25 protein-coding genes are annotated in these 25,251 nt (G+C 66.5%); 16 read left to right on the forward strand and 9 right to left on the reverse strand.

Annotated elements, in window-relative coordinates:
- Positions 1-15 precede the first annotated feature (15 nt).
- Positions 16-1,035 (reverse strand): NAD(P)/FAD-dependent oxidoreductase, encoded by a 1,020-nt coding sequence (locus DEF76_RS11300; protein WP_114913840.1) that lies wholly within the window; start codon positions 1,033-1,035, stop codon positions 16-18.
- Positions 1,036-1,256: 221 nt separating this feature from the next.
- On the opposite strand from DEF76_RS11300, the gene rpmF reads away from it, so the two are divergent.
- From rpmF to DEF76_RS11335, 7 genes are all read left to right on the forward strand, one after another.
- Entirely contained in the window at positions 1,257-1,460 is a 204-nt protein-coding gene (gene rpmF, locus DEF76_RS11305) for a 50S ribosomal protein L32 (protein ID WP_114912413.1), read from the forward strand.
- Positions 1,461-1,531: 71 nt separating this feature from the next.
- Positions 1,532-2,635, forward strand: coding sequence for a phosphate acyltransferase PlsX (plsX, locus tag DEF76_RS11310; protein WP_114912414.1), 1,104 nt, complete (start codon positions 1,532-1,534; stop codon positions 2,633-2,635).
- A gap of 4 nt (positions 2,636-2,639) precedes the next feature.
- Entirely contained in the window at positions 2,640-3,614 is a 975-nt protein-coding gene (locus DEF76_RS11315; protein ID WP_114912415.1) for a beta-ketoacyl-ACP synthase III, read from the forward strand.
- 91 nt (positions 3,615-3,705) lie between these two features.
- The gene (locus tag DEF76_RS11320) at positions 3,706-4,011 is read left to right on the forward strand and encodes an integration host factor subunit alpha (protein ID WP_114912416.1); all 306 of its coding nucleotides are present in this window, start codon (positions 3,706-3,708) and stop codon (positions 4,009-4,011) included.
- Positions 4,011-4,535 (forward strand): MerR family transcriptional regulator, encoded by a 525-nt coding sequence (locus DEF76_RS11325; protein WP_114912417.1) that lies wholly within the window; start codon positions 4,011-4,013, stop codon positions 4,533-4,535. The genes DEF76_RS11320 and DEF76_RS11325 overlap by 1 nt, the downstream gene beginning before the upstream one ends.
- 9 nt (positions 4,536-4,544) lie before the next feature.
- Positions 4,545-6,284, forward strand: a complete 1,740-nt coding sequence (locus tag DEF76_RS11330) for a hypothetical protein (RefSeq protein ID WP_114912418.1) — start codon at positions 4,545-4,547, stop codon at positions 6,282-6,284.
- A gap of 100 nt (positions 6,285-6,384) precedes the next feature.
- Entirely contained in the window at positions 6,385-7,242 is an 858-nt protein-coding gene (locus DEF76_RS11335) for a universal stress protein (RefSeq protein WP_114912419.1), read from the forward strand.
- Here the strand turns inward: DEF76_RS11335 and DEF76_RS11340 are convergent.
- From DEF76_RS11340 to DEF76_RS11350, 3 genes are all read right to left on the reverse strand, one after another.
- Positions 7,229-8,734, reverse strand: a complete 1,506-nt coding sequence (locus tag DEF76_RS11340) for a bifunctional aminoglycoside phosphotransferase/ATP-binding protein (RefSeq protein WP_114913841.1) — start codon at positions 8,732-8,734, stop codon at positions 7,229-7,231. The two genes, DEF76_RS11335 and DEF76_RS11340, sit on opposite strands and share 14 nt — an antisense overlap.
- A gap of 15 nt (positions 8,735-8,749) precedes the next feature.
- Positions 8,750-9,430 carry a helix-turn-helix domain-containing protein gene (locus tag DEF76_RS11345; protein WP_162800608.1) on the reverse strand — a complete coding sequence of 227 codons (681 nt, stop codon included), beginning with the start codon at positions 9,428-9,430 and terminating at the stop codon, positions 8,750-8,752.
- 141 nt (positions 9,431-9,571) lie between these two features.
- Positions 9,572-9,973: a response regulator transcription factor gene (locus DEF76_RS11350; protein ID WP_114912421.1), complete on the reverse strand. Its 402-nt coding sequence runs from the start codon at positions 9,971-9,973 to the stop codon at positions 9,572-9,574.
- A gap of 211 nt (positions 9,974-10,184) precedes the next feature.
- Between DEF76_RS11350 and DEF76_RS11355 the strand changes: the two genes are divergently transcribed.
- The 4 genes from DEF76_RS11355 to DEF76_RS11370 are packed head-to-tail and all read left to right on the forward strand — an operon-like array spanning position 10,185 to position 14,411.
- Positions 10,185-11,426 (forward strand): NRAMP family divalent metal transporter, encoded by a 1,242-nt coding sequence (locus DEF76_RS11355; RefSeq protein ID WP_205215988.1) that lies wholly within the window; start codon positions 10,185-10,187, stop codon positions 11,424-11,426.
- A gap of 45 nt (positions 11,427-11,471) precedes the next feature.
- Positions 11,472-12,743 (forward strand): MFS transporter, encoded by a 1,272-nt coding sequence (locus tag DEF76_RS11360; protein ID WP_114912422.1) that lies wholly within the window; start codon positions 11,472-11,474, stop codon positions 12,741-12,743.
- Positions 12,718-13,605 (forward strand): amidohydrolase family protein, encoded by an 888-nt coding sequence (locus DEF76_RS11365; RefSeq protein ID WP_205215989.1) that lies wholly within the window; start codon positions 12,718-12,720, stop codon positions 13,603-13,605. The genes DEF76_RS11360 and DEF76_RS11365 overlap by 26 nt, the downstream gene beginning before the upstream one ends.
- Positions 13,602-14,411, forward strand: coding sequence for an enoyl-CoA hydratase (locus tag DEF76_RS11370; protein ID WP_114912424.1), 810 nt, complete (start codon positions 13,602-13,604; stop codon positions 14,409-14,411). Before DEF76_RS11365 ends, DEF76_RS11370 begins: the two co-directional genes overlap by 4 nt.
- 145 nt (positions 14,412-14,556) lie before the next feature.
- On the opposite strand, the gene aceA is transcribed toward DEF76_RS11370, so the two are convergent.
- The gene (gene aceA / locus DEF76_RS11375) at positions 14,557-15,909 is read right to left on the reverse strand and encodes an isocitrate lyase (RefSeq protein ID WP_114913843.1); all 1,353 of its coding nucleotides are present in this window, start codon (positions 15,907-15,909) and stop codon (positions 14,557-14,559) included.
- Between the two features lie 198 nt (positions 15,910-16,107).
- Between aceA and DEF76_RS11380 the strand changes: the two genes are divergently transcribed.
- Positions 16,108-17,499 carry a helix-turn-helix domain-containing protein gene (locus DEF76_RS11380; protein ID WP_114912425.1) on the forward strand — a complete coding sequence of 464 codons (1,392 nt, stop codon included), beginning with the start codon at positions 16,108-16,110 and terminating at the stop codon, positions 17,497-17,499.
- Positions 17,500-17,537: 38 nt separating this feature from the next.
- Here DEF76_RS11380 and typA read toward each other — a convergent pair whose 3' ends face one another.
- Entirely contained in the window at positions 17,538-19,361 is a 1,824-nt protein-coding gene (gene typA / locus DEF76_RS11385; RefSeq protein WP_114912426.1) for a translational GTPase TypA, read from the reverse strand.
- Between the two features lie 169 nt (positions 19,362-19,530).
- Between typA and DEF76_RS11390 the strand changes: the two genes are divergently transcribed.
- The 4 genes from DEF76_RS11390 to DEF76_RS11405 are packed head-to-tail and all read left to right on the forward strand — an operon-like array spanning position 19,531 to position 22,278.
- Complete coding sequence (locus DEF76_RS11390; RefSeq protein ID WP_114912427.1) at positions 19,531-20,106, forward strand: RecX family transcriptional regulator; 576 nt, start codon at positions 19,531-19,533, stop codon at positions 20,104-20,106.
- On the forward strand, positions 20,103-20,807 hold the full coding sequence (locus DEF76_RS11395; protein ID WP_114912428.1) for an AzlC family ABC transporter permease: 705 nt from the start codon (positions 20,103-20,105) through the stop codon (positions 20,805-20,807). The genes DEF76_RS11390 and DEF76_RS11395 overlap by 4 nt, the downstream gene beginning before the upstream one ends.
- Positions 20,804-21,103 carry an AzlD family protein gene (locus DEF76_RS11400; RefSeq protein WP_114912429.1) on the forward strand — a complete coding sequence of 100 codons (300 nt, stop codon included), beginning with the start codon at positions 20,804-20,806 and terminating at the stop codon, positions 21,101-21,103. Before DEF76_RS11395 ends, DEF76_RS11400 begins: the two co-directional genes overlap by 4 nt.
- Positions 21,100-22,278: a YbfB/YjiJ family MFS transporter gene (locus DEF76_RS11405; RefSeq protein WP_162800609.1), complete on the forward strand. Its 1,179-nt coding sequence runs from the start codon at positions 21,100-21,102 to the stop codon at positions 22,276-22,278. The genes DEF76_RS11400 and DEF76_RS11405 overlap by 4 nt, the downstream gene beginning before the upstream one ends.
- A 70-nt stretch (positions 22,279-22,348) precedes the next feature.
- On the opposite strand, the gene DEF76_RS11410 is transcribed toward DEF76_RS11405, so the two are convergent.
- The 3 genes from DEF76_RS11410 to petA are packed head-to-tail and all read right to left on the reverse strand — an operon-like array spanning position 22,349 to position 25,061.
- Positions 22,349-23,173, reverse strand: a complete 825-nt coding sequence (locus DEF76_RS11410; RefSeq protein ID WP_114912431.1) for a cytochrome c1 — start codon at positions 23,171-23,173, stop codon at positions 22,349-22,351.
- A complete protein-coding gene (locus tag DEF76_RS11415) occupies positions 23,173-24,438 on the reverse strand; it encodes a cytochrome b (RefSeq protein ID WP_114912432.1) in 1,266 nt (421 codons plus the stop codon). The genes DEF76_RS11410 and DEF76_RS11415 overlap by 1 nt, the downstream gene beginning before the upstream one ends.
- 29 nt (positions 24,439-24,467) lie before the next feature.
- The gene (gene petA / locus DEF76_RS11420; RefSeq protein ID WP_456303831.1) at positions 24,468-25,061 is read right to left on the reverse strand and encodes a ubiquinol-cytochrome c reductase iron-sulfur subunit; all 594 of its coding nucleotides are present in this window, start codon (positions 25,059-25,061) and stop codon (positions 24,468-24,470) included.
- Positions 25,062-25,251 lie beyond the last annotated feature (190 nt).

Genomic DNA, 25,251 nt, shown 5'->3' on the forward strand with positions numbered 1-25,251 from the left:
GCCCGGCGCTCGGGATCAGGGCGAAAGCGGCGCGACGCCGGTCGTCGTCGAATATTCGAAATGCAGCGCCTGATCCGGATAAACGATTGGGTGGATCGCGTGCGCCGCCATCGCCGCCTCGCTGAACCCCTGCAGGATCAGCTTGAGCTTGCCGCGATAGCGCGCAACGTCACCGATCGCGAAGACGCCGGGGATGCTGGTCTCGCAGGTGGCGGGATCGATGCGCACATGGTGCTGCGCGAGATCGAGCCCCCAGCCGGCGATCGGGCCGAGATCGGTCGCAAGACCGAAAAACGCGAGCAGCCGGTCGGCGGGGAGATTGCGGCGGGTGCCGTCCAAATCTTCGACCACCACCACCTCGAGCCGCCCATCCGCGCCCGCGAGTTCGGCGAGCTGATAGGGGATCACCATTTCGATCTCGCCACGCGCGGCCGCCGCCGTCGCCTGCGCTGCGCTCTCGGGGGCGGCGCGGAACTTGGCGCGGCGATGGACGAGATAGATCTTCTCCGCGATCCCGCGCAGCGCGAGCGCCCAATCGAGCGCCGAATCGCCGCCACCGGCGATCACCACCCGCGCCCCGCGCAACGCCTCGCGGTCGCGCACGTAATATTGCACCGCGCCGCTCGCCTCGAACGCCGCAAGCCCCGAAAGCGGCGGCCGATTGGGGCCAAACGCGCCGGCGCCGGCGGCGATGATCACCGCTTTCGCCGCCACCCGCTCGCCGCGATCGGTCGTGAGGACGAAGGCGCCGCGCTGGCCGGAAAATCCTTCCACCCGCCGGCCGAGCAGGATCTGCGGGCAAAACGGCGCGATCTGGCGCTCGAGCGCATCGATCAGCCCGCCGGCTTCGATGCGCGGAATCGCCGGAATGTCGTAGATCGGCTTTTCCGGGTACAATGCCGTGCATTGCCCGCCAAGCGCCTCGAGGGCATCGATCACGATCGCGCGGAGCTTCAGCATCCCGCATTCAAAGACCGCGAATAGCCCGGCGGGCCCGGCGCCGATGATCGCGACATCGGCAGTGAATGGAGGCATATCGGCTTGGTCCTGCATGCGGCGCATCCTAGAGCAATCCCGGCCGGACGGAAAACCGCGTGCCGGGCGGCGCGTCCGCGGTTTTGTCTCGCAATCCGCGCGGCGGCTTCCCCTTGCCGGGGCGTGGCGTCTCTGCTAAACGCGCGCCCTTCAATCTTTTACGACAGAGCGCGGCACCCGCCTGGGGTGAGGCCGGCATTCGAGCAGGAGAGGCGTAAGCCATGGCGGTTCCCAAAAGAAAAACCTCGCCCTCGCGGCGCGGTATGCGGCGCAGTCATGAGGCGTTGGGACAGGAAGCCCATACCGAGTGCCCGAATTGCGGCGAGTTGAAGCGCCCGCATCATGTCTGCAGCCATTGCGGCCATTATGATGGTCGTGAAGTGGCGCCGGCGGGCAAGGAGCTGAAGGGCGCCGTGCGCGCCTGAAAGCGCATGGCGATGGCGCCTGCCCCGCACGTGAGCGCGTTGCTGGTTGCGTTTCGGCCGGCAGGTCGCGCGTGAGCGCGGCGCCGAGGCTCGCGGTCGATGGCATGGGCGGCGACCATGCGCCGGACATCGTCGTCGCCGGGCTCGCGATCGCGCTCGAACGCCACCCCGAGGGGCGGTTCCTGTTATTTGGCGACGAGGCCCGGCTTGCCCCCCTCCTCGCCCGCCATCCTCGCCTCGCTGAGGCCGTCACCGTGTGCCACGCCGCCGAGGTGATCCCCGGCGATCTCAAGCCGACGGCGGCACTCCGCCTCCGCCAGGCGTCCATGCGGCTTGCGATCGACGCGGTCGCCGCCGGCGAGGCCGAGGGGGTGGTCTCGGCGGGGAATACCGGCGCGCTGCTCACGCTCGCCAAAATCATCCTGAAAACCCTTCCCGGCATCGACCGGCCGGCGATGGCCGGGATCGCGCCCTCGGCGCGCGGCGATGTCGTGATGCTCGATCTCGGCGCCAATGTGCAATGCGATGCCCGCAACCTGGTCGAGTTCGCGGTGATGGGCGATGTCTTCGCCCGCGTCGTGCTCGGCTTGCCGGCGCCGCGCATCGGCCTTCTCAATGTCGGCTCGGAGGAGATGAAGGGCGATGACCGGCTGCGCCAGGCCGCCGAAATCCTCCGCGCGAGCCCGATCGCGGCGCGCTTTCATGGCTTCGTCGAGGGTCACGACATCGCCGCCGGCACCACCGACGTCGTCGTCACCGACGGCTTTACGGGCAATGTTGCGCTCAAGACCGGCGAAGGCGCGCTGAAGCTGATCGGGCAATTGCTGCGCCAGGTGTTCACCGCCAGCGTCTCGGCGCGGATCGGCTATCTGCTGGCGAAATCGAGCCTGGAGCGGTTGCGCGAATGGCTCGACCCGCGGCGTTATAACGGCGCGGTGATGCTCGGGTTGAACGGCGTCGTGGTGAAATCGCATGGCGGCACCGACGCGGAGGGTTTCGCCCATGCGATGGATGTCGCGATGGACATGGTGACGCACAAATTCAACGAAAGCATCCGCGAGGGGCTGAGCGGCGTGCTCGCGGCCACAGCGGAAAAAGAAGCGGTGAAGACGGAAGCGGCGGGGGAAACCCCCGCGATCGACGCGGCCGCCGGCCTCGCCGATGCGGAACGCTAAGCCAATGGCGCGCCATGCCGTTCTCGCCGGGGTCGGCGGCTATCTGCCGAAGCTGATCGTCACCAACGACGATCTCGCCCGCTCGCTCGACACGTCCGACGAATGGATCCGCGAACGCACCGGCATCCGCCAGCGTCACGTCGCCAGCGCCGAGGAAACCGCGGCGATGATGGGGGCTGCGGCGGCGCGGGCGGCGTTGCGCCAGGCCGGCGCCGGGCCGGACGAGGTCGATGCCATCATCCTCGCGACCAGCACCCCCGATCAGGCCTTTCCGGCGACCGCTGTGCGCGTCCAAGCGGCGCTGGGCGTGACCAACGGCTTTGCCTTTGACATCGCCGCCGCGTGCTCGGGCTTCATCTATGCCCTCTCGGTCGCCGACGGGATGATCCGCGCCGGGCAAGCCTCTGGCGTCCTGGTGATCGGCGCGGAAGTCTATTCGCGCATTCTCGACTGGCAGGACCGCACCACCTGCGTCCTGTTCGGCGATGGCGCTGGCGCCGTCTTCCTCCATGCCGCCGAGGGCGCGCCGACGGCGGCGACGGCGTGCGTGCTTTCAACCCATCTTCACGCCGATGGCCGCCATGGCGACATTCTTTATGTCGATGGCGCCGTTGGTCTCCGTGAGCGGCCGGGGACGCTGGTGATGAACGGCTCGGCGGTGTTCCGCCATGCCGTCGTCAACCTCGCGGGCGCGGTGGAGGAGGCGTTGGCCGCCAATCATCTCGAGCGCACGGCGATCGATTGGCTGGTGCCGCATCAGGCCAACCGGCGGATCATCGATGCGATGGGCAAGAAGCTCGGCCTCGCCCCCGAGCGGGTGGTGGTGACGATCGACCGCCATGCCAACACGTCTGCCGCCTCGATCCCGCTGGCGCTCGCCGAGGCGGTGGGGGATGGCCGCATCCGCCCGGGCCATCTCGTGCTGATGGAGGCGCTCGGCGGCGGCCTCACCTGGGGCTCGGCGCTGGTCAGGATGTAGCGCGCTGGCGCGAGGCGGAACGATGGGCGGGCAATCCGCTGATCCTAAGGGATTTCTTGACGCGGCCGTGGCTTTTGCCTAGCTTCGGGGCATGGACACCGTGACCCGCGCGCATCTCGCCGAGACGATCTATACCGAGATCGGGCTCTCCCGCAACGACTCCGCCGAAATTCTCGAGACCCTGCTCGCGCGGATCGCAACCGCGCTCGCGGCTGGCGAGACGGTGAAAATCAGCCGTTTCGGCACGTTTTCGGTGCGCCAGAAGGGCCGCCGGATCGGGCGCAACCCGAAAACCGGCGTCGAGGTGCCGATCCTGCCGCGCCGTGTCCTGGTATTTCGCCCGAGTCAGGTGCTCAAGGCCCAGGTCAACGGCCGTGACTTGCCGGACGGGGAGTGATGGCATCCCCCCCGCTGGAGGAGGGCGCCGAAGGCGGGCGGGCCAAGCCGCGCAAGGCGCCGAATGCGTTCCGCACGATCAGCGAGGTCGCGGATGATCTTCACATCCCGCAACATGTGTTGCGGTTTTGGGAGACCAAGTTTCCGCAGGTAAAGCCGCTCAAGCGCGGCGGCGGGCGGCGCTATTACCGGCCGGAGGATATTGCCCTCCTCCGCCGCATCTCCGCCCTGCTTTACGTCCAGGGTTACACCATCAAGGGGGTGCAGCGGCTGTTGCGCGAGGGCGGCGGCAAGCTCGCCGATGATATCCCGCCGCCGGCGCCCGAGGATGCCGAGCCGGAGGCGCCGCCCCCCCAAACCACCGCGCAGACCGAACTTCCCATCCCCGGCCTCACGCCCCCTGCCCCGCGCCCGCCGCGCCCCGCCGCCCGCGCCGGCGACCCGCAGCCCGAGGTTGAGCGTCTCCGCCTCGTCCTCCTCGAAACCCTCCGCTCCCTCGAAGATCTGCGCGCCCTGCTCGATTGAGGCGCCGCCATGGGGAAACGCGCCAAAGGCCGCAGCCTCGCCGAATTTTCGCCCCTGAACGCGGCGGAAAAGAGAATTCTTGAGGCAGCGGCGGCGGGCGGGGCCGCGGTCATTGGCGAAACGCGCCCAGACGCTCCGAACGAAAGCAACACGGTGCGCGCCGACTTCCTCCGCTTCCTCGCCCTCGGCGGCGATGACGAGGCGCCGGTCCACGAGACAGGCCTTTGGGTGCAGGGCGCCTGGATCACGGGGACGCTGGATTTGTCCGGCGCCGAGATCGCCGGGGGGCTGTTGCTCACGAATTGCCAATTCGAGCAAACCCCCGCGCTTTTCGATACGCAAATTCGCGGTGCGTTTTCGCTCGCAGGCAGCAAGGTGCCGGGACTAAACGCCGATCGGCTAACCTGTCACTCCGGCCTGTTTTTGCGCAACGAGTTTCTCGCCAAGGGCGAAATCCGCCTCTCCGGCGCAACAATCGGTGGCGATTTGGACTGCAGCGGCGGCATATTAGAGAGGCCGCAAGGAGCGGCGCTCAGCGCCGACGGCATCAAGGTCGGCGGAAATGTCTTCATGGGTAAAGCGTTCAGCGCGCAGGGCGAAATTCGTCTGCTCGGCGCGACAATCACTCTCAATCTGGAATGCAGGGACGGCAAATTCGTAAACCCGGAAGGGCCTGCCCTCACCGCGGAAGGCATCAAGGTCGGCGGAAATATCTTCATGGGTAAAGCGTTCGGCGCGCAGGGCGAAATTCGTCTGCTCGGCGCCGAGATCGGTGGTGATCTCAATTGCCGTGGTGGAAGTTTCGGCAAAAGCGATAAAATTGCCCGGGCGATCAATTGCCAGGGCATGCGGGTTTCCGGAGCGCTCGTTTTCGATCCAGTAAAAATTTGCGGCATGGTCGATCTAACCGCCTGCCATGTCGCCCACCTCATCGACGATACAGACTCCTGGCCGGAAAACATCGCGCTCGATGGCTTCGTCTATGACCGCTTCGCCGGCGACGCGCCGACAACGGCGAAGGACAGGCTGGCGTGGCTCGACAGGCAACACCCGAAGCATAGCGGCAAGGCCAAAAATCCGCGCGAGTTCCGCCCGCAGCCTTGGGTGCAATTGCGCAAAGTGCTCCGGGACATGGGGCATTTCGAAGACGCCCGCCAAGTCGCGATCGCGTTCGAGGACCGCAAGCGTTTTTGCCGCGTGATCGGCGAGATTTCCGAGCCTGCCACCGCTGAGAACATTGGCACCGCCTTAGCCCAATGGCTCCAAAGCCGCACGGCGCGCGGCTTCCATTTTCTCTACGGCGCCCTGATCGGTTATGGATTTCGCCCGGCGCGGCTGTTCTGGATCGTCGTCGCGGTCTGGGCCTTCTCCAGCCTCCTCTTCGACATCGGCGGCCATAGCCGGGTGTTCGGCCCGACCGACCCCCAGATTTTCGAGAATTCCGCCTACGATCCCTGCAATCCCGAGAAAAATCCGCGCGCGAACTGGACACGCTGCCAAACCTTCCCGCGCGCCTATCCCGCCTTTTACCCGCCGCTCTATGCGCTCGATGTTCTGCTCCCGATCGCGAAACTCGGCCAGCAGGACCATTGGGCGCCGCTCGCGCCGGGGAGAGCCCTCACCACAAAAAACTGGCTTCTCGCTTGGGCAACGCAGATCGCGGTCTGGTTCGACATGATGTCCGGCTGGATCGCCGGCCTCCTCCTCATCGCGACCGTCTCTGGCCTCGCCAAACGCCAAGACGATTGATCGCGCCGCGATTTTCGCCGCGCCTTGAGGCAGATCATGGCGCGCGCGCATCGATGCCGCATGATGGCGCGTCATCACCCCCGGACCGGAGGTTTTTTCCATGCCGTTCAAAGACATTCTGGTGCATTTCGACGGCGGCTTGCGTGACCCGGTGCGCCTCGATCTCGCCGCCCGCCTCGCGGTCAGCCACGGCGCCCATCTTACCGGGCTCTATGTCGCCGATACCTCGCTGCCGAGCTGGCTCGAAGCCTCCGCCCTCGCCTATGCCGACGCGACCGACGCCGATGCCCTGGTCAGCCGCCTCGAACAAGGGGTGCGCGAGGGCGCGGCGCAAGCCGAGGCGCAATTCAATGAACGCCGCCGCCAAGACGGATTTCAGGGCGAATGGCGCCTCGTGCACGGGCGTTTGGCGGCCACCGTCGCACTTCATGCCCGCTATGCCGACCTCACCATCATCGGCCAGGACGACCCGCAAGCGCCGCGCCCGCCCGAAAGCACCGATTTCATCGCCCGCATGCTGTTCACCAGCGGCCGGCCGGTGCTGATCGTGCCGGCCTTCGGCAATTTCCCGAGTCTCGGCGAGCGGATTCTGATCGGCTGGGATGGCGGGCGGGAAGCGGCGCGGGCGGTCAATGACGCGCTGCCGCTCCTCGAAAAAGCCCAAAGCGCGACGGTGCTGGCGATCAACCCGCAATCCGGCACAAACGCGAACGAGCGGGTGCCGGCGGCCGACATCGCGCTCCATCTCGCGCGCCACGGCGTTCGCGCCATCGCCAATCACACCGTCGCCAAGGAAATCGGCGAAGCCGACGTGCTGCTCAATGAGGCGTTCGACACCAGCGCCGATCTCCTGGTGGTTGGCGCCTATGGCCATTCGCGCTTCCGCGAAATGCTGCTCGGCGGCATCACAAGGCGGCTGCTTCAGGAAATGACGGTGCCGGTGTTCATGTCACACTGAGCACGGCAGGCGGAAGCCGCGCGCGGATCGCCGCCACAGCGCTTTCGCCATCGCTCGCGTCGAGAGAATGCCAGCCCGGCGCAAGCGGCGGCGGCGTTGGCGTGGTCGCGATCATCCGCGCCAGCACCGCGAGCGTCGCATCCGAGGCATCATCGCGGCGTGCCGCGATCCGTGCCGCGAGAACATCGTGCGGCGCCTCCAGCCAAATGCCGACAAACGGCACCCCGAGCCGCCCCGCCGTCGCCGACGCCGCGTCGCGGAATGCGGGGTCGAGAAAACTCGCGTCCAGAATGACCACGTGATGCGCCGCGGCCTCGACGGCGGCGGCGAAAAGGGCGCGCTGCACCGCCGCATTGGCCGCCTGGTCATAGGCGGAGGTGGGAAGCCGGGTTTCCGGCGCGACACCATGAAGACGCTTGCGGATGTCGTCGCTGCGCAGCACCAGCGCCCCCGGCGCCGGCCCGAGCCCGGGCGCGAGCCTGCGCGCCAGCGTCGATTTGCCGCTACCCGGCAGGCCGCCGATCGCGAGCACCAAGCCCGCGCCCGGCGGCGCGAGATAGCGGCGCGCGGCAGCGAGATAAGAGCCACCCGCCGCCCCACCCCGCGCCGCCTCAACATGCGCCCGCACCAAAGCCCGGAGCGAGAGAAAAAGCCCAAGCAGAGTGACCAGCCGGACATCGGCGCGGCGCCCGACATAGCGGTTGAACACCCAGTTGGCGGCCTCGCGGCCCACCCGCTGGTCGAGATCCATGAGCAGAAAGGCGATGTCATAGCCGAGATCGATGGTCGCGAGCGTCTCGTCGAATTCGAGCGCATCAAACAGCGTCGGCCGGCCGTGCCAGAGACAGACATTGCCGAGATGGAGATCGCCATGGGCGCGGCGCACGAGGCCGGCGCCAGCGCGCGCGGCAAGGCACTCGCGGCCTGCGTCGAGCGCCCGCGTGGCTTGCGCCACCCAATCGGCGATCTCGGCCGGCGCCAGCCCGGCGGCGCGCGCCGCGCGATCATTCTCGGCGATCAGGCGGGCGAAGGCGCCGGGGCTATCCCAGCCCACGACCGGCGCCAAAGCGTCATGAAATTCCGCGACGGTATCGGCCAGCGCCCGCGCGAGTGTGGGCGTGAACGCGCCACGCGCCGCCACTTGGTCGAAAAAATCGCCCGCCGGCACCGCCGCCATGCGCAACACCCATTCGACGATCTCGCCCCCGGCGGCGAACCCGAGCGCGCCATCCGCCGCCCGCCGGATGGCAACGACATCGCGATAAATCCCTGGCGCGGTGCGGCGATTGAGCGCCAATTCGCGCCCGAGAAAATGCCGCCGCGCCGCGAGCGTAGAAAAATCGAGATAGGGAAGATGCACCGCCTTCTTCATCTTCCACGCCGTGTCCCGCCCGACGAAGACGGCGGAGATATGCGTCTCGTGCGGCGCCGCCCCGGCGAGCGTCTCGAGAAAGGCGGCGCTGGCCCGCTGTTCCTCCGGGATCGCCGCCATCGCCGCGGCCACCGTTCAGGCGCAGTAGCGGCGCAATTCATCCCCCCCGAGCGCAGCCAGCGAGGTCCGATCGATGATCTGCACCTGATGCACGTCAGCGATCTGAATGACATGCTGGCGACGCAGATCGCCGAGGGTGCGGCTCACCGTCTCGACGGTAAGGCCGAGATAATCGGCGATATCGCTGCGCGACATGGGCAGGACGAAACCGGTCTTGCCGCTGCCCCCGAGGCGCTCGGCGACATCGACGAGAAAACCGGCGACGCGTTCCATCGCCGTCTTGCGCCCAAGCGAGACGATCCGCTCATGCGCGGCGGAAAGCGTGTCGCACAGCACAGCCTGGATGGTGCGTGCCGCCTCATGATCCTCGGCCATCAGGCGTTCGAGATCGCGGCGCGAAAAGCAGAGCAGGCGGGCATCCGTCACCGCCTCGGCGGCATAGAAATGCCGCGGCCCGCCATCGAACCCGACCCACTCGCCGGCAAACACGAAATCGCCGATCAGGCGCCGGCCATCGGCGAGCAGCTTCGCGGTGCGGAGCGTGCCGGAAATGACTTGATAGACATGGGTTGCGGCACTCGCCTCGGGGAAAATTTCGCCATCACGGGCAACGCTGATCAGCGGGTGGGCGATCCGCGACAACGGCAGCGCCGCCGCCTCTTGCGGCACGGCGTGGAGATGAGTTGGGCGAAACACTGGGGCAACGGTCCGGGCGGACGATAGCGCGAGCATAGCGCGGTGACCTCTCTCTGTTGCGTTCTGATGCCGTGATAAAGAACCCGTCGAGCCCTCGAAATCAGGAATGATCCGATCCGTACAAGTACGGAGGGCGCGGCATTATTGCGCGGCGGGGCCGCGGCCCTGGCGAAACCGCCGCACCGCTTCGAGCAAGCGCTCGGGGGCGAGCGGCTTTTCGAGCACGCTCTCCACCCGCGTCGCCGGGGAGAGCGGCTGGCCGAGGCCGTGGCTAATTGCGATCATCGGCAAATCCGGAAACATCGCCCGGGTTTCAGCGATCACCTCGGCTTCGCCACAGCCGTCGCGATGGGGATCGAGCACGACGCAAAACACCCCGCTCATCGGCAGAAGCGATGGGCGGTCATGACGGGCTTCGGCGATGACGCCATAGCCATGCGCCTGCAGCAACGCCGCGAGCGAATCCCGCACCGCCGCGTCTTCGCCGATCAGGCAAACCACGCCCTGATGAGGAATAATCGCGCCGCCGCGCACCGAAGACATGGGACAGTCCATCACCCTTTGCGTTGGTGCCGCCGAAAGCATCGCCGTCACATCCAGCCTTGATCACTTTGTTGACTAGCGTTTCATTTTTGCGGAATCGCGACGTGATCGCCATACGGAGATATCCTTAGCGCCGAAATCCGGTTTATGCCTCGACAGCGCCGACGAAAACTGCGAATTGCTCTCAGTTGCATTGAGCGAGGAGAGCGCCGTGTCGCAGATCGTCATCCCGCCCCGTAGCGCCTTGGCGCAGTTCCTCGCGGTCGCTGGTCCGGGGCTCGTCGTCATGCTCGCCGACACCGACGTCGGCAGCGTCATCACCGCGGCGCAAAGCGGCGCGCAATGGGGGTATCGGCTGCTCGCGCTGCAATTCGTTCTGATGCCGATCCTCTATATCGTTCAGGAATTGACGGTCCGGCTCGGCATTTTCACCGGCAAGGGACATGGCGAGCTGATCCGCGACAACTTCGGCAAAATCTGGGCCTATGTCTCGGTCGCTGGCCTCAGCATCGCGACCACTGGCGCCCTGCTCACCGAGTTTTCCGGTGTCGCCGGGATCAGCGATCTCTACGGCGTGCCGCGGCTCGCGGGGGTCGCGCTGGCGGCGGCAATTTTGCTCGTCGTCGTCTGGACCGGGTCTTACGCGCGCGTCGAACGCGTCGCCCTGGCGATGGGCGCTTTCGAGCTGACGTTTTTCGGTATCGCTTGGGCAAGCCACCCGGCCGCCGGCGCGCTGCTCGGCGGGATAGTGGATATCCCGTTCCGCGACCACGGCTACATGACGCTGGCGGCGGCCAATATCGGCGCCGTGATCATGCCTTGGATGGTGTTCTACCAGCAATCGGCGGTCGCCGACAAAGGCTTGCGGCCCGAGGAATATCGCGCCGCGCGCTGGGATACGGCGATCGGGGCGGTGGTGACACAGCTCATCATGGCCGCGGTCCTGGTGGCCGCCGCCGCGACGATCGGCCGGCTCGATCCCCATGCCAAGCTCGACACCGTGCAGGAACTCTCGCGGGCGATCACCCCCTATCTCGGCGAAGCCTGGGGGCGTCTCGTGTTTTCGATCGGCATTCTCGGTGCCGGCATGGTCGCGGCCATCGTCGCCTCGCTGGCCGGCGCATGGGGTTGGGGCGAGGTCACCGGGTTTCGCCATTCGCTCGCTCATCGGCCCGGCGAAGCGCCATGGTTTTACGGCATCTATACCGCGATCATCATCGCCGGCGCGCTGATCGTGGTGATCGTCCCCGATCTCGTCAGCCTCGATATCGCCGTCGAGGTGATGAACGCACTGCTTTTGCCGCTGGTGCTCGGGTTTCTCATCGCCCTCGCGGCCCGGGCGCTGCCGGCCGGCCATCGCTTGCGGGGCGGCTATTTCTGGGTGGTGGTCGCGGTCACCGCGCTGACCGCGGCGCTCGGGGTCTATGGCGGCCTGATCAGCCTCGGCGGTTGACAAGTCCAGTTTCCGCCGGTCCACTGGCGGCGGGGAGAAACGTCGATGCGCCTCTGGCTATTCGACCTCACGACGCGCGAACGCCGCACCATGATCGGCTGCTTCGGCGGCTGGGTGCTCGATGCGCTCGATGTCCAGGTCTACAGCTTCATCATCCCGACGCTGCTCGCGACCTGGCGGATCAGCAAGGGCGAGGCCGGCTTGCTGGGGACGGTGGCGCTACTCGCCTCAGCCCTCGGCGGGTGGGCCGCCGGCGCGCTGGCCGATCGCCTGGGCAGGGTGCGGGTATTGCAAATCGCCATTCTCTGGTACGCCGGTTTCACGTTTCTCAGCGGATTTTCGTGGAATTTCGGCGCGCTGTTCCTCTGCCGCGCCGGCCAGGGCATCGGCTTCGGCGGCGAATGGGCGGCGGGCGCGGTGTTGATGGGCGAAGTCATCCGCGATCGCTATCGCGGCCGCGCCGTCGGCCTGGTGCAAAGCGGCTGGGCGGTGGGGTGGGCGGCAGCGGCGATACTCTACACGCTGGCCTTCGCGACCCTGCCGGAGGGGCTGGCCTGGCGGGTGCTGTTCTGGATCGGCCTCGCCCCGGCCGGGCTCGTCTTCTGGCTGCGCCGCTATGTCCCCGAACCCGCTCTCTATCGCGCGCAAGCCCCGCGGCGCGAGACCATGGCGCAATTCTTCGCGGTGCTACGCCCACCCTATCTCGCGCGGACGCTAAAAATCTCGCTGATGGTGATGGGCGCGCAGGCGAGCAATTATTCCGTCTCGACCTGGCTTCCGACCTATCTCAAGACCGTGCGCGGCTTGTCCGCCGTCAATACTGGGGGCTATCTCCTGCTCCATATCCTCGGCGCGTTTCTCGGCTTCGTGCTCGGGGCTTATTGCGCGGATGCGCTCGGGCGCAAGCCGACGTTTGCGATCTCGGCGCTGGGCTCGGCGGTGATGATCCCGCTCTATCTCTTCCTGCCGCTCGACGACCACATGATCCTGCTGCTCGGCCTGCCGCTCGGGGTGGTTCTCTACATGATGTTTTCGGCGATGGGGCCGTTCATGACCGAGATGTACCCGACCGCGGTGCGCGGCGTCGGGCAGGGTTTTTGCTACAGCGCCGGGCGCGCGGCGGGGGCGCTGTTTCCGGCGATGATTGGCTTTCTCGCCGACCGGCTCGGGCTTGGCCCGGCGATCGCGCTCTTTGGCTTCGCCGCCTGCGCGCTGATGCTGGCAGCGCTCGCGATGCTGCCCGAAACCGCTGGCCGCGCCCTCGACAATGCCCCTCTCCCGGAGCCCGCCGATGCCGCCCCCAACCATGCCGACTGAGCGCCCGCTCTGCCCGCCGCCCAAGCCACCCTCGGCGCCGCGCGCGCGGGCGCCTTCGGGTGCGACCGACTGCCATTTCCATATCTTCGGCCCCTATGATCGTTTCCCGCTCAGCCCCGGGCGCAGCTATGACGCGCCGGAAGCGGGCATCGAAGCCTATCGCGCCATGGCCGGGGTGCTCGGGCTTTCGCGCCAGATCGTCGTGCAGGCAAGCATTTTCGGCACCGATAATGCCTGCACGCTGGATGCCGTCGCCGCGTTCGGCCGGGCAAACGCACGCGCGATCGCGGTGATCGATGACGCCGTCACGGCGCCGGAACTCGCGAAACTCGAAGCCGGCGGCGTCGTCGGTGTTCGGTTCAACGCCGTCAGCGGCAACGGCACGCCGCTCGACCAAATCGAGGCGCTCGCCGCCCGGATCGCGCCGCTCGGCTGGCATCTGCAGCTCTATGTCGACGGCGCGGCGCTGATCGCACTCGCGCCCCGGCTTTCGGCGCTTCCGGTGCCGGTGGTGCTCGATCACATGGGCGGGATACGGGCCGCCGCCGGGACCGAGGATCCGGCGTTTCAGGCGCTGCGGCGCCTCCTCGATACCGGCCGCGCCTGGGTCAAACTCTGCGGCTATCGGAGTTCCTCAGGGCCGCCTTACGCCGACCTCCTGGCGCCGGCGCGCGCGCTCATCGCGCACGCGCCCGAGCGCTGCCTCTGGGGCACCGATTGGCCGCATCCCCATCTCGAAGGCCGCGCCATGCCCGATGACGGCGTTCTCCTCGACCTTCTTTACGACTGGGCCGGGACAGATGCCGCGGTTCGGCGTATCCTCGTCGATAACCCCGCCATTTTGTATGGATTTGACCGATGAGCACGCTTTTGCATCCCACCACCACAACCGAAACCACGCCGCTGCTGCGCCGTGATGAAAACGGCGTCGCCTTCCTCACCTTGAACCGCCCCGCCGCGCGCAACGCCCTCTCGATCGCGCTGATGACCGCGCTGGAGGCCGAACTCGCCGCGATCGCGCGCGATGAGGCGGTAAAAGTGGTGGTGATCGGTGGCGCCGGGCCAGCTTTCTGCGCCGGCCACGATCTTCGCGAAATGCGCGCGACCCCCGACCGCGCCACCTATGAAGCGCTATTCTCGCAATGCTCGCGGCTGATGCTCGCGATCACCCATCTGCCGAAACCGGTGATCGCCCGCGTCCACGGCATCGCGACCGCCGCCGGCTGTCAGCTCGTCGCGACATGCGATCTCGCGATCGCAACCGAGACCGCGCGCTTTGCGACCCCCGGCGTCAATATCGGGCTATTTTGCTCGACACCGATGGTGGCGCTGACCCGCGCCGTCTCGCGCAAGGCGGCGATGGCGATGCTGCTCACCGGCGAGATGATCGAAGCCCGCGAAGCGCTCCGCATCGGGCTTGTCAATCACGTGGTGCCGGAGGCGGCGCTCGATCAGGCGGTCGCCGAACTCGCCGGCAAGATCGCTGGCAAAAGCCCGCTGACGGTCGCGATCGGCAAGGAAGCCTTCTATCGCCAGGCCGAGATGCCGCTCGAAGCCGCCTATGCCTACGCTGCCGAAACCATGACCCGGAACATGCTGGCACGCGACGCCGAGGAAGGGATCGACGCCTTTTTGCAAAAGCGCACGCCGGTCTGGCAGGGATGTTAAAGAAGAAACTGGTTCTTTTTTGAAAAAAAGAACTTTTCCCAGTGGGGCAGTGCCTGCGGCACTGCCCGCTCCGAGAAACGAAAGAAAGTCTTTTCGCTTCTTTTTCTTCAGAAAAAGAAGAGTCTTTCTTAGCTTTTTAGCCGGCTCAGGCGTTGGCGATCGCGGCGTTGCGCGCCCAGTCATGGGCGTGATCGATACCGTGGTCGTATTGATCGTGCTCGGCAGCGGTTTCGGCGTGGTCGTGGAACTGCGCCGTCTCGGTGCTGCCGGCCATCGCCGTCGTCGAGGCTTTGCCCGCCGAGATCGCCAGCGCGACGGCGTCGAAATAGCTGGTGCCGACCTCGCGCTGATGACGGGTTGCGGTGTAGCCCTCGCTTTCGGCCGCGAATTCCGCCTGCTGCAGCTCTGAATAGGCCGCCATGCCGCGTTCCTTGTAGCCGCGCGCGAGTTGGAACATCGAATGGTTCAGGCTGTGGAAACCCGCCAGCGTCACGAACTGGAATTTGTAGCCCATGCTCGCGATCGCCGCCTGGAAACCGGCGATCTTTTCCGGCGAGAGCTTTTTCTGCCAGTTGAAGCTCGGCGAGCAATTATAGGCCAGCATCTTGCCCGGGAAGCGCTTGTGGATGGCATTGGCGAAGCGCTCGGCTTCCTCGAGATTGGGCTCGCTGGTCTCCCACCACAAAAGATCGGCGTATGGCGCATAGGCGAGCGAGCGAGCGATCGCATATTCGACGCCAAGACCGGGGCGGATGCGGAAAAACCCTTCGGCGGTGCGCTCGCCGGTGAGGAATGGCCGGTCGCGCTCGTCGACATCGGTGGTCAACAATTGCGCGGCGTGGCTGTCGGTACGGCAGAGCAGCACGGTCGGCACGCCCTCGACGTCGGCGGCGAGGCGGGCGGCATTGAGGGTGCGGATATGCTGGCTGATCGGCACCAGAACCTTGCCGCCAAGATGGCCGCATTTCTTTTCCGAGGCCAATTGGTCCTCGAAATGCACGCCCGCCGCGCCGGCCTCGATCATCGCCTTCATCAGCTCGAAGGCATTGAGCGCGCCACCGAACCCGGCCTCGGCGTCGGCGACGATCGGCGCCATCCAATAGGTCGAGACATCGCCCTCGCTCCGCGCGATCTGATCGGCGCGGCGGAGGGCGCCATTGATGCGCTTGACCACCGACGGCACCGAATTCACCGGATAGAGTGATTGATCGGGATACATCTCGCCAGCGAGATTGGCATCCGCCGCCACCTGCCAGCCGGAGAGATAGATCGCTTTCAGCCCCGCTTTCACCTGCTGCATCGCCTGATTGCCGGTGAGCGCGCCGAGGGTGGGAACGAAGGGCTCGGTCTTGAGCAGATGCCAAAGCCGCTGCGCGCCCATTTCGGCGAGCGTGTGGCGGACGCGGAAGCTGCCCGAGAGGCGCGCGACGTCTTCTGCGCTATAATCGCGCGTGATGCCGGCGAAACGTTCCGGGTCATGCCCGGCCGGGCTGGACATGCCATCCGGGGCAAAAAAAGGCGAGGGAAGGGTCGGGCGCATGGTGGGCTCCTTGAATGCGAACAACACAGCGAAGCAGGATCGCGGTCGTAAAATTTTCACATTGCGCTCGCGAAGAAAAGCGGCAAATTAGCGGAAACCCTTGGAACTTGTGGCAATATTGACAGGCAACACGGGAATTTTGTAAAGGCTGTAAATATGACCGGACCGCTGATCGGCCGCACCATCCGGCGCCTCCGCCAGGAGCACGGGCTGACGCAGCAAGCGCTCGCCGCCCGGCTCGGCATTTCGGCGAGCTATCTCAACCTCATCGAACATGACCAGCGCAGCGTCACCGCCGGTCTGTTGCTCAAGCTCGCGGAGATTTTCCGGATTGAACTCGCTGAACTCTCTGGCGCCCAGGAACGGCAATTGGAGGTCGGGCTGCGCGAGGTCTTCGCCGACCCGTTGCTGGGCGCCGAGACCATTGCCGAGGCCGAGATCGAAACCCTGGCGGCGAGCGCCCCCAACGCCGCCCGCGCGGTGCTCGCGCTCTATCGCGCCTGGCGGGTCGCGCGCGAGGATGCGAGCGGCATCGCGCTGCCCTCGGGGCGGCGGATCCTGCTGCCCAACGAGGAAGCGCGGGACGTGTTCGATGACCATGCCAATTATTTTCCGGCGCTCGAGACCGCGGCCGAAGCGATCGCCGGCGAACTCGACGCCGCGCCCGCCGAGCGCAACCATGCCATCGCCGAGCGTCTGCGCCGCCATCATGGCATCGCCGTCGTGGTCAGGGCGCTCGAGGGTTTGCGCGCTTATGACGCCGAGGCACGGCGGCTCACCCTCTCGGAATCGCTGCCACGCGAAAGCCGCGGCTTTCACATGGCGTTTCAGCTAGCCCTTCTGGAAGCAGCCGACGCGGTCGAAACGGTGCTAGCCGAGGTCAAGCCCTCGACACCGGAGGCGGTCGCGCTCATCCGGATCGGGCTTTTGAATTACACCGCCGGGGCGCTTCTGATGCCCTACCTGCCCTATCGCGAGGCCGCCGCCGCGCTGCGCCACGACATGGAGGCGCTGGCGGCGCGCTTTGGCGTCTCGTTCGAGCAGGCCTGCCAGCGGCTTTCCACGCTGCAGCGCCCGGGCGCCCGTGGCGTGCCGTTTTTCTTCCTCCGCGTCGATCCCGCTGGCAATGTCTCCAAGCGGTTTTCCGCCGCCGGCTTTCCCTTCGCGCGCTATGGCGGCTCCTGTCCGCGCTGGGTGGTGCATACCGCCTTCGCGAGCCCCGGCGTGGTTCGGGTGCAGGTCGCGGAACTGCCCGATGGCACGCGCTTTCTGTGCTTTGCCCGCACCGTCACCGGCGTTGCCGCGCGCTGGGGCGAGCCGCCGCCGGTGCACGTCGTCGCCATGGGCAGCCCGCTCACCTATGCCGCCGATATCGTCTATGCCGAAGGGCTCGATCTCGAACGCGCCGCGGTCGGCATCGGGCTCTCCTGCCGGCTCTGCGAACGCCCAGATTGCCGCTCGCGCGCTTTCCCGCCGCTCGAACACCGGCTCGCTTTCGACCCGCTGCGCCGCGGCGCAAGCCCCTATCCGTTCGAGGCGAAGCGCTAGTCGGAAATGCGGATCCGGGGCCGAGCCCCGGCCTTCCTTTACGCCGCTTCGGTCCGCCGTTCGGCGCGCTTTCTGTCATGCGGGTCGAGATGGCGCTTGCGCAGCCGAATCGCGCCTGGCGTCACTTCCACCAATTCGTCGTCCTCGACATAGGCGATCGCCTGTTCGAGCGACATCCGCCGCGGCGGGATCAGCAGCATGGCGTCGTCCTTGCCGGCGGCGCGGATATTGGTGAGCTTCTTTTCCTTGATCGGATTGACCTCGAGATCGTTCTCGCGGGAATGCTCGCCGAGGATCATCCCGACATAGACCTTCTCGCCCGGGCCGATGAAGAGCGTGCCACGCTCCTGGAGGTAAAACAGCGCATAATGCACGGCGACGCCATCGGCGTTGGAGATCAGAGCGCCGTTCCGCCGCCCCTCGATCACCCCGCGCCAGGGCGTATAGCCGGCAAAGAGCCGGTTCATCACCCCCGAGCCACGGGTATCGGTGAGAAACTCGCCATGATAGCCAATCAGCCCGCGCGACGGGATGGAGAATACCAGCCTGGTCTTGCCGCCACCCGAGGGCCGCATCTCGACCAGCTCGCCCTTGCGGCGGCCGAGTTTCTCGACGACAACACCGGCATAGGGCTCATCGACATCGACCACCACTTCCTCGAGCGGCTCCTCGCGTTCGCCGGTTTCGGGATTGGTGCGCGTCAGCACGCGCGGGCGGCCGATGGCAAGCTCGAACCCTTCGCGGCGCATGGTTTCGATCAGGACGCCGAGCTGCAATTCGCCACGCCCGGCGACCTCGAACGCCTCGGTCTCGGCGCTGTCGCTGATACGGATCGCGACATTGCCCTCTGCTTCGCGGTAGAGGCGGTCGCGGATCTGGCGCGAGGTGACCTTGCTGCCCTCACGCCCGGCGAGCGGACCGTCATTGATGCGGAAGGTCATCGCCAGCGTCGGCGGGTCGATCGGGCTCGCGGGCAGGGCGGCGGCAAGATCCGGCGCCCCGATGGTCTCCGGCACGGTTGCCTCGGCGAGCCCCGCGATGGCGACGATGTCGCCGGCAACGGCTTCGTCCGCCGCCACCCGTTCCAGCCCGCGAAACGTGAGCAGCTTGGTGAGCCGCCCGGTTTCGACGACGCTGCCATCGGCGCGCAGCACCTTGAGCGGCATGTTGAGGCGCGCCCGTCCCTGCTCGATCCGCCCGGTCAGCACGCGGCCAAGGAAATTGTCGTATTCCAGGATCGCGGCGACCATGGCGAACGGTGCCTCGGTCTCGACCTTCGGGGCGGGCACATGGCGGAGGACAAGGTCAAATAGCGCCGAGAGATCGGTGCGCGGCCCGTCCAGCGTCGCATCCGCCCAGCCTTGCCGGCCGGAGGCGTAAAGCATGGGAAAATCGAGCTGATCTTCATCGGCGCCGAGGGCTGCGAAGAGATCGAACACCTCGTCATGCACCTCGTCGGGGCGGGCATCGGCGCGATCGACCTTGTTGACCACGACGATAGGGCGCAGCCCGCGCGCCAAGGCCTTGCCGACGACGAACTTGGTCTGCGGCAGCACGCCCTCGGCGGCATCGACCAGCACCAGCGCGCCATCGACCATGTTTAGGATACGTTCGACCTCGCCGCCGAAATCGGCGTGGCCGGGGGTATCGACGAGATTGATGCGGGTCTCGCGCCAGACCACGCTCGCGACCTTGGCAAGGATGGTGATGCCGCGCTCGCGCTCCAAATCGTTGCGGTCGAGCGCCCGCTCGGCGACGTGCTGATTGTCGCGAAACGCGCCGGATTGGCGCAGAAGCTGGTCGACCAGGGTGGTCTTGCCATGGTCGACATGGGCAATGATAGCGATATTGCGTAGGGTCATGGGGATGATCGCGCCTCGGTATGCTGCGCCGCACAGATAGCGAGGCCGGGCCGGGATTGCGAGCAATAAATCAGAGATAAATCCAACGACTGCCTGCCATGCGCGTTTTCCCCCTCGCCCCCGGCGGTGGGCGGTTTGCGCGCGAAGCTGTGCATGGCATCCTGCCTCAGTGAACGAAACACCCGACACGCCGGCGCTCAGCGAGGCGGCGCTGCATGAGGCGGCGCTCGCCCATCTCGCCCGCTATGGGGCAACCGAGGCCGGGCTTTTGCGCGTGCTCGAGCGGCGCATTCTGCGCTGGCGGCGCGCTGCCACGGGGGATGCCGAAACCTTGGACAGAGCGGCGGCGGCGGCGCGGCTGGCCGCGCGGCGTATCGTCGCGCAGCTCGCCGCGGCGGGCGGCGTCGATGATGCTGCCTTCGCGCATGCCCGCGCCGCCCGCCTTAATCGTTCCGGGCGGTCGCGCCGGGCGATCGCCGCCCATCTCGCAGCGCACGGGGTTGCCCCCGAAATTGCTGCAGCAAGCCTCCCCGAGACCGCCGAGAGCGAACTCGCCGCCGCCCTGATTCTCGCCCGCCGCCGCCGCCTCGGCCCCTTTCGCACCGTTCCCGAAACCGCGCCGGGGCGCGAACTCGCGGCACTGGCGCGGGCGGGTTTTTCGCGAGTCATCGCCGAGCAGGCGCTGGCCATGAGCCCAGACGCGGCGCTCGCCCTGGTGTTGCGCGTCCGGCGCGGCGACGCATGACCACCGCGAGCTTCACCGCCGCAGGCTTCGCGCGCGGCGCCCGGCGCAGCCTCGCGCTCGCGTTGGGGCTCGCGCCGTTCGGGCTCGTCGTCGGTGTGCTGGCCGCCGGCAAGGGGCTTTCACTGGCCGAAATCGGGCTGATGAGTGGTTTGGTTTTCGCCGGCGCGAGCCAGATTCTCGCGCTCGATCTCTGGACCCATCCGGCGCCGGTGCTTGCCGTGAGTTTTGCCGCGTTCGCCGTCAATCTCCGCATGGCGCTGATGGGGCCGGCGCTCACGCCGTGGCTCGAGCGGCTTTCGGGCTGGCGGCTTTGGGGCAATCTCTTTCTCCTCGTCGATCACGGCTTCGCGCTCGCCATCGCCGAGGGCCGCAAGGGCGAGCGCGATGGCGGCTTTCTGTTCGGCGCCGGTTTCGCGCTCTGGTGCGCCTGGCTCGCATGCAGCCTCGCCGGGCACCTTCTCGGCGCCACACTCCACCCACCGCGCGGCCATCCCCTGTTCTTCGCCGCGCTCGCCGCCTTCATCAGCCTCCTGGTGCCGCTCTGGCGCGGCCGCCATGATGCCCTGCCCTGGCTCGCCGCCGCTATCGTTGCACTCCCAGTCGCGCATTTTGCGCCGCGCGGCGCTTGGCACGTGGTCGCCGCAGCGCTCGCCGGCGGCCTGGTCGGCGCCTTTCGCGAACGCCAGCGCGCCCGGTCATGATCGAGACCAGCAACCTCATCGCCATTCTGGGCATGGCGTTCGCGACGCTCGCCTGCCGGGCGGGCGGATATTTTCTGTTCCGCACCCTACGCCCCACGCCTTTCCTGCGCGCTATGCTCGGCTACGTGCCGGGGGCGCTGTTCGTCGGCTATGTCGCGCCGGCACTCGCGGCGGGCGGGGTCAAGGAATGGGTGGGGGCGGCGGCGACGCTGATCACCGTTCGGCTTTCGGGCAATGTCGCGATCGGCATTGCCGCCGGCACGGCGAGCGCCTGGCTGGTCTGGCTCGCGCGGTGAGTTTCCCAACCCGCCGCCAGGTGATGACGCCGGCGACCCGCGCCGCCGCCCGGCTGATGCTGGCCGGCGCCAGTGCGACCTTTCTCGGCGTCGGCATGCAGCGTTTCGCCTATTCGCTGCTGCTGCCCGCGATGATCGCGGCACGCTGGCTCGGCCCGGGTGCTGCCGGGGCGCTGGGTGCGGCCAATCTCGGCGGCTATCTCATCGGCGCGCTGCTCGGCCCGCTGCTTGGCCAGCGCCTCGGCCTGATCGCGACGCTCCGCGCGGCGATGCTGCTGGCCGCTGGCAGTTTCGCGCTATGTGCGGTCAAAGGCGGGTTTCTCTGGTTCCTCGTCTGGCGCATTCTCGCCGGCATCGCCGGCGGGACGCTGATGGTGCTGGCGGGGCCCGCGGTTCAGGCGGCGATCGCGCCGCGCTGGCGGGGGTTGGCCGCTGGCCTCACCTTCACCGGAGTTGGCAGCGGCATCGTCTTCGGCGCGCTGATCGTGCCGCTTTTGCTGCGCGACGGGCTCGCCGTGACCTGGCTCGCGCTCGGTTTCGCCGCATGCCTGGTCACCGCCGCAGCATGGCGGCTCTGGCCGGCCGTCGCGCCGGCGCCGCGCCGCGCGCTGTTTGCCGGAACGCGCCACCCAGCGTCATTGCGCCTGATCGCGTCTTACGCCATGGCCGCCGTTGCCGCGACGCCGCATATGTTGTGGTGGCCCGATTTCATCGCCCGCGGCCTGGCGCGCGGCAATGTTACCGGCAGCGCGTTCTGGCTGCTGTTTGGCATCAGCGCCGCCGCCGGCCCGGCGCTGTGCGGCCGCCTTGCCGATCTTCTCGGCCTGCGCCAGGCGCTTGCGCTCGCGCTGCTCGCGCAAGTGATCGACACCGCGTTGCCGCTGTTTTGGCATACGGCGCCTGGGCTCGCGCTCTCCACCCTGTTCGCCGGCGCGACGGCAACGGGCGTCTCCGGTCTTTTCCTGCTTCGCACCCGCACCATCGGCGGCGAGGCCGCGCCCGGCCTCTGGAGCCTCGCGACCGCGGCCTATGGTGCGGCACAAACCGCGATCGGGTTCCTGCTCGCTTGGCTTTACGCGACGAGCGGCAGCCACCTGCCGCTTTTCGCGGTCGGCCTGGCCGGCGCGGTGCTGACCTTGCCGCTCGCCGACATCATGCCGCGACGCGCCGGGTAGAAAAAAGACAGAAAGAACCGTTCTTTTTTGAAAAAAAAGAACCAAAAAACTTTTATCCGTTGGGCAGTGCCTAATGCAGATCAGACCACACCCGGCGCTTGACCGCATAGGTCACACCGGTCAGGAAAACCAGGAACAGGATCACGCGAACGCCGGTTTGCTTGCGCTCTTCCATTTCCGGATTGGCCGCCCAGGTGAGGAAGGTGACGACGTCCTTGGCTTCCTGATCGAGGGTCGGCTTTACGCCGTCGGTATATTGCACCGAGCCTTCCTGCAGCGGCTGCGGCATCGCGATCTGATGGCCGGGGAAATAGGTATTGTAATTCATCCCTGACATCAGCTTCACGCCGGCCGGCGGATCGGCATAGCCGGTGAGGATGGCATAGAGATAATCGGCCCCACCCTCGCGCGCGAGTTCCAACACCGACTGATCCGGCGGCAGAGCGCCGCCGTTGGCCGCGCGTGCCGCCTGTTCATTGGGGAACGGCGCCTTGAAGTGATCGGAAGGCTTGCCTGGGCGCTCGATCGGCTGGCCTTCATCATTCACGCCGCCGGGAACCTGGACACTCGCGGCGATCGCCTTGATCTGATCCTCGCTGAGCCCGATCCCTTCGAGGTTGCGATAATAGAGCTGGTTCAGCGAATGGCAGCTCGAGCAAACCTGCTGATAGATCAGAAAGCCGCGCTGGGCCGAGGCCCGATCATAGGTGCCGAACGGGCCGCTAAAGCTCCAATCGATATGCGGCAGCGGCGGCACCGGAATATCGGCGGTGCTGATCTCGTGCGCGGGCGCCTTGGCCTCGGGCTTGTCGCCGGAATCAGCCCAGGCGAGGGGCGCGAAGGCAGCGGCGCAAGCGGCGGCCACGGACAGGCTAAGATATTTCAGGCCACGCATTACGCCTTCTCCATCGGCTTAGCGGTCGCACCACCAGGCATCCTGCCGCCGCCGAGCACCGGCCGGCTGATACTCTCGGGCAACGGCAAGGGCCGTTCCAACTTGCCGAGAATCGGCAGAATGACGAGGAAATGCAGGAAGTAATAAAGGGTCGCGAGGCGGCCGATCACCACCCATATCCCTTGTGGCCGGTGCGCCCCGACAGCGCCGAGCGCGAACACCGAAATCACCAAAAGCCAGAATAGCTGGCGATAGATCGGGCGGAAACGGGCGCTCCGCACCGGGCTGGTGTCGAGCCAGGGCAGAACGAACAGCACCGCGATCGAACCGAACATCATCATCACGCCACCGAGCTTGTTCGGCACCGAACGCAAAATCGCGTAAAACGGCAGGAAATACCATTCCGGCACGATCTCGGCCGGCGTCTGCAGCGGGTTGGCGGGAATGTAATTATCGGGGCTCGCGAAGAAATTCGGCGCGAAAAATACCAGCAAGGCGAGCACGATGAAAAACACGCAGATCCCGACGCTGTCCTTGATGGTATAGTAAGGATGAAAAGGGATGGTGTCTTGCGGGGTTTTGACCTCGATGCCGAGCGGGTTGTTTGACCCGGTGATGTGCAGCGCGACGACATGCAGGAAAACGACGCCGACGATCACGAAAGGCAGCAGATAATGCAGGCTAAAGAAGCGGTTGAGTGTCGGGTTATCGACCGCGAAACCACCCCATAGCCAGGTCACGATGGCTTTGCCGACCAGCGGGATCGCCGAGAACAGATTGGTGATGACCGTCGCACCCCAATAAGACATCTGGCCCCAGGGCAGAACATAGCCCATGAAGGCGGTGGCCATCATCAGGAGCAGGATGACGACGCCGAGCATCCACAGCAATTCCCGCGGCGCCTTGTATGAGCCGTAATAGAGGCCACGGAAGATATGGACGTAAACCACGATGAAGAACATCGAGGCGCCGTTCATGTGCGCATAGCGGATGAGCCAGCCCCAGTTCACGTCACGCATGATGCGTTCGACGCTATCGAAGGCGAGCATCGAATTCGGCGTATAGTTCATCGCGAGAAAAACGCCGGTGACGATCATCAGCACCAGATTGACCATCGCCAAGGCGCCGAAATTCCAGAAATAGTTGAAATTCTTCGGCGTCGGGAAGGAGCCGTATTCCTTTTGCATCATGGTGAACACCGGCATCCTGGTATCGATCCAGTTGATCACCGGGTTCTTGAACTCACTCTTGTGCAGGCCGACCATCGCGCGCCACTCCGTTCCGAAAAACTGTCTCAGCCGATCTTGATTTTGGTGTCATTCTCAAAGGCGTATGGCGGCAAATAAAGGTTGAGCGGCGCCGGCCCGTGCCGCACCCGGCCCGAAGTGTCGTACTGGCTGCCATGGCACGGGCAGAACCAGCCCCCCCATTCGCCGCGCGGATCGGTCGGCTTGTTGCCGAGCGGAATGCAGCCGAGATGGGTGCAGATGCCGATCAGGACGATCCATTGCGCATGCCCGGCCTTGACGCGGTCGGCGTCGGCTTGCGGTTCGATCAGATCGCTGAGCTTGACGTCTTCCGCCGCCTTGATTTCGGCGGCGGTGCGATGGCGGACGAAGATCGGCTTGCCCTGCCACAGAACGGTGATGCCTGAGCCCTCGGCGATCGGCGCCAGATTGACCTCGACCGAGGAGAGCGCGAGCACGTCCTGGGACGGGTTCATGCTGTCGATCAGCGGCCAGGCGATCGCCCCGGCCCCGACCAGGGCGCCGGCGCCGGCGACCATTTTCAGGAAATCGCGCTTAGTGGCGCCATCTCCCGGTCCATGCCCAGCGCCGGAATGACCTGCACCAGAATGAGAGGAGTGAGCGGCGGTATCGGCCATCATTACCTCGGTCCCCGCGTCTGCCGCGGCGTTATTGCCCTGCGAAACACTACTCGAAGAAACACCACACAAAACAGGCCCCCCAAAAAAGACCGGGGTTGCCTGCCAGCTATGAGCCGCGCGCATATTAGGCGGGCCCATGAGCGACTGCAACAGACCCCTCGACGCCGCCCCCGTCAACCCTGGAATCGGG

The organism is Acidibrevibacterium fodinaquatile (genome assembly GCF_003352165.1).
Lineage (GTDB): Bacteria > Pseudomonadota > Alphaproteobacteria > Acetobacterales > Acetobacteraceae > Acidibrevibacterium > Acidibrevibacterium fodinaquatile.